Source organism: Clostridium subterminale, from assembly GCF_039521425.1.
Taxonomy (GTDB): Bacteria; Bacillota; Clostridia; order Clostridiales; family Clostridiaceae; genus Clostridium_J; species Clostridium_J subterminale.
Map to the genome: position 1 here is coordinate 870772 of NZ_BAAACI010000001.1, position 16700 is coordinate 887471.

The 16700-nt window shown below is 31.8% G+C and carries 12 protein-coding genes; all 12 read right to left on the reverse strand.

The features are described 5' to 3' along the window. Positions 1–219: 219 nt before the first annotated feature. The 12 genes from ABDZ93_RS04435 to topA all read right to left on the reverse strand — a co-directional run bounded on the left by ABDZ93_RS04435 (position 220) and on the right by topA (position 16574). Positions 220–4551, reverse strand: a complete 4332-nt coding sequence (locus ABDZ93_RS04435; RefSeq protein WP_343823994.1) for a PolC-type DNA polymerase III — start codon at positions 4549–4551, stop codon at positions 220–222. Positions 4552–4566: 15 nt separating this feature from the next. Then, entirely contained in the window at positions 4567–5616 is a 1050-nt protein-coding gene (ispG, locus tag ABDZ93_RS04440; protein WP_343823995.1) for a flavodoxin-dependent (E)-4-hydroxy-3-methylbut-2-enyl-diphosphate synthase, read from the reverse strand. 9 nt (positions 5617–5625) lie between these two features. Then, complete coding sequence (rseP, locus tag ABDZ93_RS04445; RefSeq protein ID WP_343824533.1) at positions 5626–6627, reverse strand: RIP metalloprotease RseP; 1002 nt, start codon at positions 6625–6627, stop codon at positions 5626–5628. A 64-nt stretch (positions 6628–6691) separates the two neighbouring features. After that, complete coding sequence (locus ABDZ93_RS04450; RefSeq protein WP_343823997.1) at positions 6692–7846, reverse strand: 1-deoxy-D-xylulose-5-phosphate reductoisomerase; 1155 nt, start codon at positions 7844–7846, stop codon at positions 6692–6694. 243 nt (positions 7847–8089) lie between these two features. Further along, complete coding sequence (locus ABDZ93_RS04455) at positions 8090–8884, reverse strand: phosphatidate cytidylyltransferase (RefSeq protein ID WP_343823999.1); 795 nt, start codon at positions 8882–8884, stop codon at positions 8090–8092. Between the two features lie 15 nt (positions 8885–8899). Then, the gene (uppS, locus tag ABDZ93_RS04460) at positions 8900–9658 is read right to left on the reverse strand and encodes an undecaprenyl pyrophosphate synthase (protein WP_425544755.1); all 759 of its coding nucleotides are present in this window, start codon (positions 9656–9658) and stop codon (positions 8900–8902) included. Between the two features lie 90 nt (positions 9659–9748). After that, positions 9749–10306: a ribosome recycling factor gene (gene frr, locus ABDZ93_RS04465; protein WP_035132788.1), complete on the reverse strand. Its 558-nt coding sequence runs from the start codon at positions 10304–10306 to the stop codon at positions 9749–9751. Positions 10307–10323: 17 nt separating this feature from the next. Then, positions 10324–11046: a UMP kinase gene (gene pyrH, locus ABDZ93_RS04470; RefSeq protein ID WP_343824003.1), complete on the reverse strand. Its 723-nt coding sequence runs from the start codon at positions 11044–11046 to the stop codon at positions 10324–10326. Positions 11047–11239: 193 nt separating this feature from the next. Then, on the reverse strand, positions 11240–12160 hold the full coding sequence (gene tsf / locus ABDZ93_RS04475; protein WP_343824005.1) for a translation elongation factor Ts: 921 nt from the start codon (positions 12158–12160) through the stop codon (positions 11240–11242). A gap of 128 nt (positions 12161–12288) precedes the next feature. Beyond that, positions 12289–12990 (reverse strand): 30S ribosomal protein S2, encoded by a 702-nt coding sequence (gene rpsB / locus ABDZ93_RS04480; RefSeq protein WP_035132782.1) that lies wholly within the window; start codon positions 12988–12990, stop codon positions 12289–12291. Between the two features lie 489 nt (positions 12991–13479). After that, entirely contained in the window at positions 13480–14256 is a 777-nt protein-coding gene (gene codY / locus ABDZ93_RS04485; RefSeq protein WP_343824008.1) for a GTP-sensing pleiotropic transcriptional regulator CodY, read from the reverse strand. Positions 14257–14489: 233 nt separating this feature from the next. Further along, entirely contained in the window at positions 14490–16574 is a 2085-nt protein-coding gene (gene topA, locus ABDZ93_RS04490) for a type I DNA topoisomerase (RefSeq protein ID WP_343824010.1), read from the reverse strand. Positions 16575–16700: the final 126 nt, after the last annotated feature.

Sequence of the window (16700 nt, forward strand, 5' to 3'; positions counted from 1 at the left end):
TCATTAAGTACAATTATATCATAGCTATTTTTAATATGCAATGGTTTTAAATCCTTTGAGGTATTTATCCGATGACTACCATCTCTAACACTCCCTTCTTCTTCAAAGTGGGAGTAAAGAGCTGCTACGTCCCTGTATAACGATTTCTAAGCTTTGAAGAAGCTAAGAAATCTGTTTATCTAATGGCACCTTAACTTAAACTATTTAAATAACCAGTTGTTAAAAAAGACTTAGTTGATTTGTTTCTGGTAAGTCTCCTATGGCTCCATGATTAGCCAAAGCTTCTACTACAGTCTTTGTTGCTTTACTTCTTATACGAAGATCTTCCTTAGATATAAATTCTCCATCATTTCTAGCTTCTGCTATTGCTTTTGCAGCATTTTCACCTACTCCAGTAAGTCCACTTAAAGGAATTCTTATATTGTCCCCTTCTATTGTAAATTTTACTGCCTCTGATTTATATACATCTACTGGTAGAAATTTTATACCTCTTTTGTACATTTCATAACAAAGTTCTAAGGTTGTAAGAAGACCTTTTTCCTTCGTACCTATATTATTCCCCAAAGCATTTAATTCATCCATAGTATCTTTCATTGCTTCTTCACCCTTTACAACTAAATCACCATCAAAATCGTCTGCCCTAACAGTAAAATAAGTTGCATAATAAGCCTTTGGATAATGAACCTTAAAATAAGCTATTCTCATAGCCATCATTACATAGGCAACGGCATGACCTTTAGGAAACATATATTTTATTTTCTTACAGGACTCTATATACCAATCAGGAACATTATGATCTCTCATTATGGCTTCAAACTCTTCCGATACACCTTTTCCTTTTCTAACCTTCTCCATGATGGTGAAGGCAGTCTTTGGTGGCAGTCCTTTATAGATAAGATAAACCATAATATCATCTCTGGTAGATATACAATCTTTAAGGGTAGTATACCCTTCTTTTATATAATATTGAGCATTATTAAGCCATACGTCAGTACCATGGGAGAGACCAGAAATTCTAACTAGGTCAGAAAATGTTTGTGGTTTTGTATCTAGTAGCATCTGTCTTACAAATTTAGTTCCAAACTCTGGAACACCATAACATCCAACTTCGCAACCTAATTCTTCAGGAGTTATGCCAAGACCTTCTGTTCCTGTGAAAAGACTCAAAACTTTCGGGTCAGATAAAGGTACGCTTTGAGGACTTATTCCAGTTAAATCTTGAAGCATCCTCAGCATGGTAGGGTCGTCATGTCCTAGTATATCAAGTTTTAAAAGTCTACCACTTATAGAGTGATAATCAAAATGAGTTGTTATTATATCTGAATTTGGATCATCTGCTGGATGTTGTATTGGACAAAAATTAAATATTTCATTGTCACTAGGCACAACCATAATTCCTCCGGGGTGTTGCCCTGAAGTTCTCTTTACCCCAGTACATCCAATAGTTAATCTTTCTATTTCTGCATTAGTAGTATTTATATCTCTTTCATCTAAATACTTTTTAACATACCCATAGGCAGTCTTATCTGCAATAGTCCCTATGGTTCCAGCTTTAAAGGTATGACCTTTTCCAAACAAAACTTCTGTATATCTGTGGATATCACCTTGATTATCCCCCGAGAAATTTAAGTCTATATCCGGTTCCTTATCGCCCTCAAAACCTAAGAAGGTCTCAAATGGAATATCATGACCATCTTTTATATAAGGAGTTCCACATTTTTCACAGTTTTTATCTGGTAAGTCAACTCCCGAACCTATAGATCCATCTAGAATAAATTCACTATGGTTACAATTAGGACATACATAATGGGGTGGAAGTCCATTAACCTCTGTTATATCTGACATGGTTGCTACAAATGAGGATCCAACAGATCCTCTAGATCCAACTAGGTATCCATCACTGATAGATTTTGCTACCAATTTTTGTGCTATAAGATAAAGCACCGCATATCCGTTATTTATAATAGAATTTAACTCCTTATCAAGTCTCTTTTGAATAACTTCAGGAAGATTATCTCCATATATAGATTTTACTTTATTTAGAGTCATGTTTCTAATTTCATCCTCTGCACCCTCAATTTTAGGAGCATAGGTTTCATCAGGAATAGGCTTAACCTCTTCAACTAAGCTTTGTATATATTCAGGGTTTTCTACCACAATTTCCATGGCCTTTTTTTCACCTAAATAGGAAAACTCTCTTAACATTTCTGTAGTGGTTTTGAAATATAAAGGAGGCTGATTATCAGCATCATCAAAACCCTTTCCAGCCATTAAAATTCTTCTAAAAACTTCATCTCTAGGTTCCAAAAAGTGTACATCACCTGTTGCAACTACCTTTTTATTATAGAAATCACCAAGTTCACATACCCTTCTATTTAGATCCCTAAGTCCTTCTTCATCTTTAACCATGTTCTTTTTTATTAAAAATTCATTATTTCCAATGGGCTGCACTTCTAAATAATCATAAAACTCCACTATGTGTTCCATGTCCTCCATGGACCTTCCTGCTAGAACTCCTTTAAATATTTCTCCAGCCTCACAGGCAGAGCCAATAATAAGGCCTTCTCTATATTCTTCTATTAAACTCTTAGGAAGTCTTGGTCTTCTTTGATAATAGTCTAAATTAGAAAAGGAAATTAGCTTATATAGATTTTTAAGCCCACGTTGGTTTTTAACTAAAATTATTATATGGTATGTAGGAGCTTTTTTCACATCAAAGGATTTTAAATATTCCTTATTAACCTGGTCTAAATTATTAAACTCCCTCTCTCTTAGCATATTAAAACATTTTAAAAGAATATCCCCAGTAGCCTTAGCATCATCCACAGCTCTATGATGATTTTCTAAGGATATCTTTAAGTGCTCACATATCACATTGAGCTTATGCTTTTTAAGTTGTGGAAATAAAAATCTGGCTAAAGGCAATGTATCAATAACTCCATTTTTAAACTGCAACCCAAGATTTCTACACTTAGACTTAATAAATCCCGTATCAAACTCTGCATTATGAGCTACTACTACAGAATTTCCTACAAAATCTAAAAATCTAGGAAGTACATCTTCTATGGTTTTACAATCCTTCACCATGTCATTATTTATACCTGTAAGTTCTGTTATTTTATAAGGAATACTTATCTCTGGATTTATAAGTTCATTAAAACTATCAATAACCTGTCCATCCTCTATTTTAACGGCTCCTATCTCTATAATACTATCCTGATGACTTGAAAACCCTGTAGTTTCAATATCAAATACTACAAAGGAACTATTAAAATCTATTCCCCTGCAACCTGTAGCTATACCAACTCCATCATTGACTAAATATCCCTCTACTCCATAGATAATTTTTATATTATGTTTCTTTCCTGCATCCATAGCCTCTGGAAAGGCTTGAGCTACGCCATGATCTGTTATAGCAATTGCCTTATGTCCCCATTTAGCAGCTTTAGCAATAAGCTTTGAAGGTGTTACCACTGCATCCATAGAACTCATAGTGGTATGGGCATGAAGCTCTATCCTCTTTACTTCACAACCATCCATTCTTTCACTAGGTTTCAACTTTACAATAGACTTTGCATTTAACACTAAATCTTTAGAAAATCTATCAATTTCTACTTCCCCATAAACCTTGCAACATACTCCTGGTTTTAACTCTTCTAATAGCTTCTCTACTTCCTCATTGCTTCTTGGATAGATTTTTATAGTTATAGAGCCAGAGTAATCTGTAATGTATAAAGATGGATAAATTTTCCCACTTTTAGCTTCAAATATATTTACCTTAAATATATCTCCAGCCACAGCTACTCTACCAGAACCCATGTTTAATTCAGACATTTCTGTGGTTTCTTCATTTATATTTCTATTTCCATATACCACATTGTCATCTAAAGGCTCTTTACTCTTTCTATAATTATCCTTCCAAGGATTACTTTTCTTATCACCTTTAGCTTCTTTAACCTTTTCTTTAGATTTATCACTAGACTTACTAGAAACCTTAGGGCTATTTGCTATAATATCACTTACTATTCTCTTTTCTTCAATTTGCTTTTCTAGGATATAATCTTCTTCAATAGCAGATTCATCATAGTATATTTTCACTTCTACTTTAATGTTGAACATATTATAAATTTCACTTTGTATTAATCTATCTATATTCTTATGGCAAAGCATCTTAGATATAAATTCATTAGATATACCTATGTTAATTCTGTCATTTTCTAGCTTTTTAACTGCTTTTAGTAAACTAGTCTTAGCAGAAGGAAAAGATGAGGCAAGAGAGTTAATGACGTCTATCCAATACTCTCCCACCACATCTTCTAAAGCAACATGTTCTACATCTCTATACCACAAGATATCTATAGTACCCAAATCTCTAAGTTTATCCTTAATAAGACTACATATATCCTCTTTCATAGGATCCTCTAAGGAACTTTTATGTTTTAATACTACTTTAACCATCTCACTTTGTTTTAGATATTGAACTTTATATATGATGATGTCTTCATAAATAGGCAATCTACTATCATATCCCAGTAGTTCTGACAATGTCATTTAGCTTCCTCCTATCTATAAACTTTCAATCTCCTTAATTAATTCATCGAGTAAATCTTCCTCTTTTACTTTTCTTACAATCTCACCCTTTCTAAAGATAAGACCTTCTCCCTTTCCACCAGCTATTCCTACATCTGCTTCTCTAGCTTCTCCTGGTCCATTAACTACACATCCCATAATAGCTACTTTTATATTTTTATTTATGTTACTTAGCCTTTTTTCTGCTTCTTCTGCTATCTTAATAAGATTTATTTGGGTTCTTCCACAGGTTGGGCAAGACACAAATTTTATTCCATCATCTAACATTCCAAGAGATTTTAATATCGCTCTTCCTACCTTAACTTCTTCTACTACATCTCCTGTAAGCGAAACTCTCAGTGTATCTCCTATACCTTGAGCTAAAAGAGCTCCTATACCTACACTAGACTTAACAGTACCTCTCCATATTGTTCCTGCTTCTGTAACTCCAATATGCAGAGGGTAATTAACCTTATTAGAAACTATATTATAAGCTTCTATCATTTGAACTACGTCAGAAGATTTTATAGATATGATTATATCTTCAAAATTTACTGCTTCTAGAATTTTAACATGGTTAAGAGCACTTTCTGCTAAAGCCTCACTACATACTCTACCATATTTATTTAAGACTTCCTTTTCTAGAGATCCCGAGTTAACTCCAATCCTTATAGGTATATTTCTTTCTTTTGCAGCCTTTGCCACCATCTCAACTCTGCTTATATCACCAATATTTCCTGGATTAATTCTAAGTTTAGAAACTCCATTTTCTATAGCCTTTAATGCTAATCTATAATCAAAATGTATGTCTGCAACTAAAGGAATGTGAATTTCTTTTACAATATCCTTTATAGATTCTGCAGCTTCCATATCAGGAACAGCGCATCTTACTATATCACAACCACTTTCTTCAAGTCTTAAAATTTGCTCTACTGTAGCCGATACATCTCTTGTATCTGTATTAGTCATTGATTGCACTGTAATCCTAGAATCTCCTCCAATATATATATCTCCAATTTTAACTTTTCTTGTTTCTCTTCTCTTCATAATTTCCTCCTAAAATTGAATAGGATTTATAATGTCTTTTAGCAATACCAAAACCATAAGTCCCATCAATGCTAAAAACCCATAGTAATTTATTGTTGCTACCTTTTCTTTGTTTACTTCCTTTCCAGTTATAATCTGGAATAATAATAGGAATATCCATCCACCATCTAAGGCTGGGAAAGGAATTACATTAAATATAGCTAACTGAACACTAAATAAAGCCATAATATTTAATAGGGTAAGAATTCCTTGCTGAGCAGCTTTACCTGAAATCTTTATTATACTTATAGGTCCTCCTACATCATCAGAAGAAACCTTTCCTTTAAATAATTGACCAAAGAAACCAAAGGTCTGCCTTATAGTGCTTCCCGTTTGATTAAGCCCATATTTTATAGATTCTATAAAGTTAGGCTTTACAACTTTAGAAGATACCCCTACTTGATATATATCTTCTGCTTCATTATATTGGGGCACTAAATCAAGTTTTATCTTTTCTCCGTTTCTATCTACCTGCATATTAACAGGTTTACCTTCTCCTGTAAAAATCTCACTAAAGAAATCTTCCCAGGTAGTAACCATCTTACCATTAACTTCGGTTATCTTATCTCCAGCTTTTATTCCTACTTCCATGGCTGGTGAATTTTCTACTACTTTATCTATAATATTAGTAGAGTGACCTTTAATTCCTCCTACTAAACTAAAGAACAATATAGCTATTATAAAATTCATTATAGGGCCTGCTGCTACAATAGTTAACTTTTGAAAGGATGTCTTATTAGAAAAGGCTCTATCATCAACTACACTTACATCATCCTCTTCACCATACATTCTTACGTAACCACCAATTGGAAGTGCTTTAATAAGGTATTCTGTCTCTTTCCCCTTAATGGAAAATAACTTTGGTCCCATACCTAAGGAAAATTCAAGGACCTTTACACCATTAACTCTAGCCATTATAAAATGTCCAAATTCGTGTCCTATAATTAAAACACTAAATGCAAGTAAAGCCATTAAAATATATGGTATATTACCTATAATACTTTGCAATATTTTTCTCCCCTTCCACTCTATTCACTTATACATATCTCTTTAAAACATATTCCCTAACCTGTTTATCTATGTCTAAAACTTGTTGTAAATCTGGATTTTTCACATGATGAAACTTATTCATGGCGTCTTCTATTATCTCTTCTATTTGTAGATACTTAATCCTTTCATCTAGGAATAATTCTACTGCTATTTCATTAGCTCCATTATAAATTGCCGGCATATTTCCACCAAGCCTTCCTGCTTTAAATGCTAGTTCTAAACACCTAAAGGTCTTTATATCGGGCTCTTCAAAGGTTAAATTTGAGATAGTTTTAAAATCTAACCTATCTGCTACAGCTGTCCTTCTCTCAGGATAGCTTAGTGCATATTGAATAGGTAACCTCATATCTGTACTTCCTAATTGAGCAATAATAGAACCATCTTGATACTCTACCATGGAATGTACAATGCTTTGTGGATGAACTATAACTTCAATTTCATCATAGTCAACCCCAAATAAAAAATGTGCTTCTATGACTTCTAAGCCCTTGTTTACTAAAGTTGATGAGTCGATGGAAATCTTTCTTCCCATGTTCCATTTAGGATGTTTTAGAGCCTCTTTAGGGGTAATCTCTTTCAAGTGCTCTCTAGTTTCACCTCTAAATGGCCCCCCTGAAGCTGTAAGTATTATCTTGCTTATATCTTTTCTTTCATTTCCTTGAATACATTGGAATATAGCTCCATGTTCTGAATCTACTGGAAGGATTGCAACACCATTTTCCCTTGCCTTTGCCATAACTATATCTCCAGCAACTACTAAAGTTTCTTTATTAGCTAATGCTATATTTTTCTTAGCTTCAATAGCCTTAATAGTTGGCTTTAATCCAGCAATTCCTACCACAGAAGTCAAAACCGTATCTATTTCTTTTAAAGTAGCAACTTTTTCTAGAGCTTCTTCTCCCCCAAATAGGTTTACGTGTTTATCTTCCTTTTTGCAGTATTCCTTTATAGCTTCATAACACTTCTCATCTGTTATACCTATATATTTTGGACTAAACTCTTCTATAATATCCACTAAACCTTTAAAGTTTCTATGAGCTGTAACTCCTATTAAGTTTATTTGATTTTCTTTATTTCTTATTATATCTAATGCCTGTGTTCCTATGGAACCAGTGGCTCCAAGTATGCTTATGTTTTTCACTGTTAACGCTCCTTTAATTTTATCTAAAAACATTATACCCTATTATATGGTATAATACAAAATCCTAATAGTTAAATTACTTTTAAATTTTAAAAGGGACTTCTCAAAATAGTCTAATCATAAATTGCTGTTGAGCATGTACTTATATTATTACGCCCACCTCTTAAAGATTAGTAAATTTTTTGAGAAATCCCTTGAATTAACAATATCTTAATATAATACCTTAATAAAACTTTTTTATCATTATGCTAGAAAAATATTAATATAATAATATACAACCACAGATACTAGTAATATACTATCAAACCTATCTAGTATACCACCGTGTCCAGGAATTAAATTAGAATAATCCTTAACACCTGCATGTCTTTTTATGGAAGATGCTACTAAGTCTCCACACTGTCCAAAAATACCACCTAATAAGCCAATTATTATATAATTATATAGGGGTACTACCACTCCAAATTGAGCTATGATATACCCATAAATTGTACAGCCTAAAATACTTCCTATAAGTCCGCCTATAGCACCTTCTATTGTTTTTTTAGGGCTAACCTTTGGATTTAATTTGTGCTTTCCTAGATATCTTCCAAAATAATAAGCTAAAGTATCACATCCCCATGAGGATATAAATATGAGCCATATGAAGAACTCACCATTTTCCATATTATTAAGTAATAATATAAAACTAAAAAATAAACCTACATAAAAACAAGGTAATATGGTTAATGCCACATCAACGAAGTTTCTATCAGTATCAAATACTGGCACTATCATTAATAGGAATACTACGAAGATAAATACACCAACAGCAATGTTTAAATTAAATCCCCGTCCTAGATATATGTAATAAATTAAACATAATAAATATCCTACTATAGCTATAGGTTTATATCCATCCACCTTAATTACCTTGTAAAATTCATACATTCCTCCAAGGGATAATAATACTACAGAAACCTTTAGAAAATATCCCCCTAAAAATATAAATAACAATAAAGGAACTAATATCATCGCTCCTATATATCTTTCATTCATTTGCCTCACCTCTTACTATACTCCACCAAATCTTCTATCTCTATTTTGAAAATCACTAATTGCTCTTCTCAAATCTTCTTTTGTAAAGTCAGGCCAATTTATATTGGAAAACCAAAATTCAGAATAAGCACTTTGCCATAATAAATAATTACTAATTCTTAGTTCTCCACTTGGTCTTATAATAATATCCGGATCCGGCATACCACTAGTATATAAATGGTCCGATATAACCTTTTCATCTATGTTTTCTGCTTTCAACTTTCCTTCCAATACTTCCTTGGCTATTTCCTTAACCCCTCTTACAATCTCATCTCTTCCTCCATAGTTTAATGCTATGTTAAGAGTTAATCCTGTATTGTTTCTAGTTTTATACTTTGCATCTTCTATAGAAGCCTTTGATTTTTCAGGAAGCTTACTTATATCGCCTATGGAGTTAAGTCTTACGTTATTTCTATGTAGTTCTTCAAATTCCTTATTTATAAACTCTACTACTAAATCCATTAATGCCCCTACTTCTTCTACTGGTCTCTTCCAATTTTCTGTGGAAAAAGCATATAAAGTTAAATATCTAACTCCAAGATTGCTAGATTCCTCTACCATCATTTTTATATTTTTCATACCAGCTCTATGTCCCATAGTTCTTGGAAGTTTTCTTTGTTTAGCCCAACGTCCATTTCCATCCATAATTATAGCTATATGGGCTGGAATTCGTTCCATATCCAACTGTATTTTTTCTTTGATTATGTCTTTTTTAAACTTAAATATATCCAAAATATACCTCTCCATTTCAAGTAATCATGATGCTATTATATCACAAATATATAATAATAAAACCTGCAATATTTGCAGGTTTTATTACATATATTAAACTGACATTATTGACTTTTCTTTTTCTTCTATAGCCTTATCAATTAATTTGATAAACTTATCAGTTTCTTTTTGAATCTGATCTTCAGCTTTTTTAGATTCATCTTCACTGATTTCACTATTCTTCTTTAAATTTTTAATCTTATCATTGGCATCACGTCTGATAGATCTGATAGCAACCTTAGCATCTTCACCACACTTTTTAACTGACTTAACTAAATTTTTTCTAGTTTCTTCAGTTAATTCTGGAACAATTAGTCTGATAACCTGACCATCATTACTTGGATTAATTCCTAAGTCTGATTTTAAAATTGCTTTTTCTATGTCTTTCATGCAACTTTTGTCCCATGGTTGAATAAGAAGAACTCTTGGTTCTGGAGCAGATATGTTCCCTACTTGGTTAAGAGGTACCATTGTTCCATAACTTTCAACTAATATTCTATCAAGCATTGTAGGGTTTGCTCTTCCAGCTTTTAATGTTCCAAGCTCATTTTGTAAGCTTAAAATAGTTTTGTTCATTTTCTCATCAGCATTTTTAATGATATCTTTTACCATAAAATTACCTCCATCAATTATTTACATATATTAGATGATACTAACGTACCAATATTTTCACCTTTTACTGCTTTTATAATGTTATGAGGCTCATCTAAACCAAATACAAGAATAGGTATTTGATTATCCATACATAAGGATGTAGCAGTGGAATCCATAACCTGCAATCCTTTTTCTAATACCTCGATATAAGATAAGTTATTAAACTTAATTGCATCATCATGTTTGTGAGGATCTTTATCATATACCCCATCAACTTTTTTTGCAAGCAAAATAACTTCTGCTTCTATTTCCGCTGCTCTTAAAGCTGCTGTAGTGTCTGTGGAGAAATATGGATTTCCTGTTCCTGCTGCAAATATTACAACTCTTCCCTTTTCAAGATGTCTCATTGCTCTTCTTCTAATGTAAGGTTCTGCTATTTCTCTCATTTCAATAGCTGTTTGAACCCTTGTATTAACACCTATAGCTTCCAATGAATCTTGTAATGCTAAAGCATTTATACATGTAGCAAGCATACCCATATAGTCCGCGGTAGTTCTGTCCATACCTTCACCACTTCTACCTCTCCATATATTGCCGCCACCAACAACTGCACCTACTTCAACACCCATTTCAACTAATTTCTTAATTTGTAAAGCAATAGTGTTCGCTGTATCAAAATCAATGCCGTACCCCTTTTCTGCCGCTAGTGCCTCTCCTGAAAGTTTAAGCATGACTCTTTTATATTTCGCAGTTTCCATATATACATTATACCTCCAACTCAATATATTTACACCATATTTTTATATCTTTATTAATAATAACTAAATTAGCCTATGCATATTATATGAGATAAACCAATATAAATATACTTTTTTCCTAGTTAAATAGTTATTATAATACATGTAGATTTTAAAAAAAGAGAACCTAGGTTCTCTTTAATATTATCTTGTATTATTTTCCTTGCATTTGTCTTTGAACTTCTTCAGCAAAGTTTTCTTCTTTCTTTTCGATTCCTTCGCCTCTTTCAAATCTAGCAAATTTAACAACATCCATAGCTGCTCCAAGTTTCTTTCCTTCTTCTTGAAGATATTTGCTTATAGTGTAATCTCCATTTTTAACCCATACTTGATCAACTAAGCAAACTTCTTTGTAGTATTTGCTTATTCTTCCCATTACCATTTTATCAACTATGTTTTCTGGTTTTCCTTCATTAAGAGCTTGAACTCTGTAAATTTCTTTCTCTTTTTCCAAAGATGCATTATCTACTTGATCTTTATTTAAGAATAATGGATTAGCTGCTGCTACTTGCATCGCTACATCTTTAGCAACTGTTTTTAATACTTCGTCTTGCTTTTCACAAGCTAATTGAACTAAAACACCTATTTTTCCATTTCCGTGGATATAACTTTGGATTATTCCATTGTCAACTACAAATTTTTCAAATCTTCTAACAGACATATTTTCACCTAATTTTGCAATTAGAGCTGTAACAGCGTCTTGAAGAGTTATGCTTTCATCTCCAACATATTTTTCTGCTAATAATTCTTCTACAGTAGTTACAGTAGTAGTTGCCGCCATTTTAGCTACATTTGCTGCTAATGCTTTAAAGTCATCATTTGCTGCAACGAAGTCAGTTTCACAGTTAACTTCTACCACAGAACCAGTCTTCATATCTTCTGATATATAAGTAGTAACTATACCTTCAGCCGCTATTCTTCCAGCTTTCTTAGTTGCTGCTGCTAATCCTTTTTCTCTTAAAACTTCTACTGCTTTTTCCATATCTCCATTTGTTTCGCTAAGAGCTTTTTTACAATCCATCATTCCTGATCCAGTTCTTTCTCTTAACTCTTTTACCATTGCTGCTGTTATCATCTTTATTCCTCCTTTAATTTCCTAACAAAAAGGTAAATGAAAGATTTCTCTCTCATCTACCTTTAAAATTTCATATGTTTTACAACCATAGATGAGGCTGTTTGAAATTTACTTTGAAAGTTGCTATATTATTCAGCTACTTCTTCACCTTGTCTTGCTTCAATTATAGCATCAGCTAATCTTTCAGTTATTAATTTAACTGCTCTTATAGCATCATCGTTTCCTGGAATTACATAGTCTACATCATCTGGATCACAGTTTGTATCAACTATTGCTATTACAGGAATTCCTAATGTTTTAGCTTCAAGTATAGCATTTTTTTCTTTTCTTGGGTCAACTATAAATAAAGCTCCAATATTCTTAGCATCCATATTTCTAATTCCGCCAAGGTTCTTTTCTAATTTTTCTCTTTCATTTTTAAGTTGAATAACTTCTTTTTTAGGAAGAACATCAAATGTTCCATCTTCTTCCATTTTATCTAAAGCTTCAAGTCTACCTATTCTTGTTTTAATAGTTCTGAAGTTAGTTAACATTCCACCTAACCATCTGTTGTTTACAAAGTGCATGCTTGATCTGATAGCTTCTTCTTGGATAGCTTCTTGAGCTTGCTTTTTAGTTCCAACAAATAATATATCTTTTCCTTCTTCTGATACTGATTTTATGAAATCATATGCTTCATCAATTTTCTTAACTGTTTTTTGTAAGTCAATGATATAGATACCATTTCTCTCAGTAAAAATGTATGGAGCCATTTTAGGGTTCCATCTTCTTGTTTGATGTCCAAAGTGAACACCTGCTTCTAATAATTGTTTCATTGAAATAACTGCCATTTTAATATACCTCCTGGTTTTTTCCTCCACTACCATCATTTTTATTAACTACTCCTTAAAGCACCTTTTAATAAATTCAGTAGTGTGTGTATTTTCTTACCTTGTGTATTATATCATATAGAAAATCAATATTCAACAAATTTATTTCTAAATAACAAGGTTAATTTAAATTATTTTACTAGTTAAAACATTACTAATACAATAATAAACTTTTCACATAAATAGTATGTATTAATTACACTATTTAAAAGGGAAACCCCTGAAACCCACATCGATAAAACAACTATTTATATAGTTAAATAGTTTCCATTATAAATATTTATGTAGTTCTATATGTATCTATATAAATGGTTTCCTATGTAACTATTTATATAGTTCCCTAGGAAAATTTTAAAATACATAGTAGTAATGTATAAACTTTCTTCATTAAAAATAAAAATCCCTTATCAGGATTTTTATTTTTAATGTTTTTCTACATATTCTATTAAATTATTTAAGCTTGTTTAACTCATCTATTAGCTTCTCATTTAGAATCTTTATATGAGTACCCTTCATTCCTAAAGATCTAGATTCTATAACTCCAGCACTTTCGAACTTTCTAAGAGCATTTACTATAACAGATCTAGTTATTCCAACTTTATCTGCTATTTTAGATGCAACTAAAAGTCCCTCACTGCCATCAAGTTCATTAAATATATGTTCTACAGCTTCTAACTCTGAATAAGATAAAGTTCCTATAGCTAATTGAACTATAGCTTTTTTTCTTGCTTCTTCTTCTATTTCATCAGTTTTAGCCCTTAACATTTCCATTCCTACAATAGTACCACTATATTCTGCAATAACTAAATCATCCTCAGTAAACTGTTTTGAAAATCTTGATAATAATAAAGTTCCTAATCTTTCTCTATTACCATTAATAGGTACTATAGTTGATAACATATCTTTAAAGTCACATTGAACTTCTCCATTAAACACACAAATTCCACTGCTTGGCATATTTGCCTTTGTTTCATCTATATTTAGCAGTTTAGCATTATATTGCTCTGGAAATCTCTTATTTTCAATTACTTGTTCTTTAACTTTATCACATTCAAATCCATAGGAAAGATTATATCCTAAAACTTTCCCCTTTCTACTAATTACATATACATTACAATCTAATACTTCACTTAGAAGTCCACATATATCATCAAAAACTACTGGTTCTGAACCTGACTTTTGTAAAATCTTATTTAATTTTCTTGTTTTATCTAATAATGACATCATTATTCCTCCTTCTTCTTTTTTATAATTTTCATAATGCTATTTATCACTGCAACATTTTAAATAATTCAAAATATTCTTTTCTTTCACAAATTTTAGAATTGTTTCGTTGCCATATACCATGATAACATATAGAATTTATTCTATCAACATGTTTTTTGTTTATTTTCGACATATTTAATCTTTTTTTAAATTAAACTTTACTTCAAGTTAACTTTTAACTAATATAAACCATTTTACTTATTATCTGTTAACTCTTTATGCTTACATTCTGAGTTAATACATTCTAAATAGTCACCTTTTGCTTTGCTATATCTTTTCGCCATAACGCTTCCACATTGAGGACACTTCTTTTCTGTAGGTTCATGCCAACTTACAAAATCACACTGTGGATAATTTCCACATCCATAAAATATCTTACCTTTTTTACTTCTCTTTTCTAAAACATTTCCTCCACACTTAGGACACTTTACATCTAACTCTCTAGCCATGGTCTTTGTATTTTTACACTCTGGATATCCTGGACATGCAAGAAACTCACCAAATCTTCCTTGTTTTATGACCATAAGTCTTCCGCATTTATCACATGGTATGTCAGATACTTTATCTTCTATAGTTATCTTAGCTATTTCTTTTTCGGCTATTTCTATAACTTCCTTTAGTGGTACAAAGAATTCTTCTACTACAGATTTCCAATTAGCATTTCCTTCTTCGATACTATCTAATTTACTTTCCATTTCTGCAGTAAATTCTACATCAACTATTTGTTTAAAATATTCACTAACTATATTATTAACTATGAATCCTAGTTCTGTAGGAAATAATACCTTCTTTTCTCTATCCACATATTTTCTGCTTAATAATGTGGTAATTGTAGGTGCATAAGTACTCGGTCTACCTATTCCATTTTCCTCTAAAGTTTTAACTAGGGACGCCTCTGAAAATCTAGCAGGTGGCTGAGTAAAATGTTGTTTTCCATCAACAGATTTTTCTTTTAACTTTTCATCTACATTTAAAGTTGGTAATTTTTCATTCTCATCTTCATCTTCACTATCTCTAGCATAGATTTTAGTAAACCCATCAAATCTTACCTTATATCCTGAAGCTTTAAATAAATATTCTCCATTGGATATGGAAATTGATGTAGAATCAATCATTGCAGACTCCATTTGACTAGCTACAAACCTATTCCAAATTAAAGTGTAAAGTTTTAATTGGTCATTAGTTAAGGTCTCCTTAGCAATTTCTGGAGTAATCTCTACATTTGTAGGTCTTATAGCTTCGTGAGCATCTTGTGCTCCCTTCTTTCCTTTATACGCTCTTTTTTCCTTTGGTGCATATTTATCTCCATAGATATTTTTTATAAATTCAAGAGTAGCACCTTGAGCTTCTTCTGATACCCTTACTGAGTCAGTTCTCATATAAGTTATAAGACCAACAGTACCATGTCCTTTAACTTCTATACCTTCATACAGCTGCTGTGCTGTTGCCATGGTTTTTTTAGTTGAAAAATTTATTTTTCTATAGGCATCTTGTTGAAGAGTACTAGTAGTAAATGGTGGTAGTGGATTTTTAGATTTAGCTGTTTCTTTTATTTCCTTTACCGTAAACTCACCTTGTTGTACATTCTTTATGATATTATTAGCTTCTTCTTCATTGTTTATAACAATTTTTTTCCCTTTTTTACTATGCAATTTCACTGTAAAGTTTTTTGTTTCTGCCAATTTAGATACTTTTGCTTCCACAGTCCAATATTCTTCTGGTACAAAAGCTTGAATCTCCTTTTCTCTATCACATATTATTCTAAGCGCTACAGATTGTACTCTTCCCGCACTTAAACCCCACTTTACTTTTCTCCAAAGAATAGGACTTATCTCATATCCTACTAATCTATCTAATACTCTTCTAGCCTGTTGAGCATCAAATACATTTTCATTTATCTTTCTTGGAGATTTTATAGCATTTTTTACTGCAGTTTTTGTAACTTCATTAAATTCAATTCTACATGACTCTTCAGTATCTATTTTCAATATATTAGCTAAATGCCAAGATATAGCTTCCCCTTCTCTATCAGGGTCCGTAGCAAGATATACTTTTTCACTTTTTTTAGCTTGCTTCTTTATCTTGTCTAAAAGTTCTCCTTTACCTCTAATAGTTATGTATTTGGGTTCATAATTTTTTTCTATATCTACCCCTAACTGACTTTTAGGTAAATCTCTTACATGCCCCATAGATGCTTCTACTACATAATTTTTTCCTAAATACTTCTTTATGGTTTTCGCTTTTGCTGGCGACTCAACTATGACTAATCTTTGCCCCATTCTAACCCCTCCATTATAGCTTATAATTTTTAACTTTATAACATATTTATAAGCACTATGCAAATTCTCATAATCTCTTCAATTATATATAAAATTCTACATCCTACTATATTTTAAAATATTATT

Bases quoted from the DNA above. Each gene is read 5' to 3' on its own strand.
- rseP (WP_343824533.1), bottom strand. From the start codon at position 6,627: ATGGCTTTACTTGCATTTAGTGTTTTAATTATAGGACACGAATTTGGA.
- ispG (WP_343823995.1), bottom strand. From the start codon at position 5,616: ATGAAGAGAAGAGAAACAAGAAAAGTTAAAATTGGAGATATATATATT.
- codY (WP_343824008.1), bottom strand. From the start codon at position 14,256: ATGATGTCATTATTAGATAAAACAAGAAAATTAAATAAGATTTTACAA.
- rpsB (WP_035132782.1), bottom strand. From the start codon at position 12,990: ATGGCAGTTATTTCAATGAAACAATTATTAGAAGCAGGTGTTCACTTT.
- pyrH (WP_343824003.1), bottom strand. From the start codon at position 11,046: ATGGAAACTGCGAAATATAAAAGAGTCATGCTTAAACTTTCAGGAGAG.
- topA (WP_343824010.1), bottom strand. From the start codon at position 16,574: ATGGGGCAAAGATTAGTCATAGTTGAGTCGCCAGCAAAAGCGAAAACC.
- frr (WP_035132788.1), bottom strand. From the start codon at position 10,306: ATGGTAAAAGATATCATTAAAAATGCTGATGAGAAAATGAACAAAACT.
- ABDZ93_RS04455 (WP_343823999.1), bottom strand. From the start codon at position 8,884: ATGAATGAAAGATATATAGGAGCGATGATATTAGTTCCTTTATTGTTA.
- tsf (WP_343824005.1), bottom strand. From the start codon at position 12,160: ATGATAACAGCAGCAATGGTAAAAGAGTTAAGAGAAAGAACTGGATCA.
- ABDZ93_RS04435 (WP_343823994.1), bottom strand. From the start codon at position 4,551: ATGACATTGTCAGAACTACTGGGATATGATAGTAGATTGCCTATTTAT.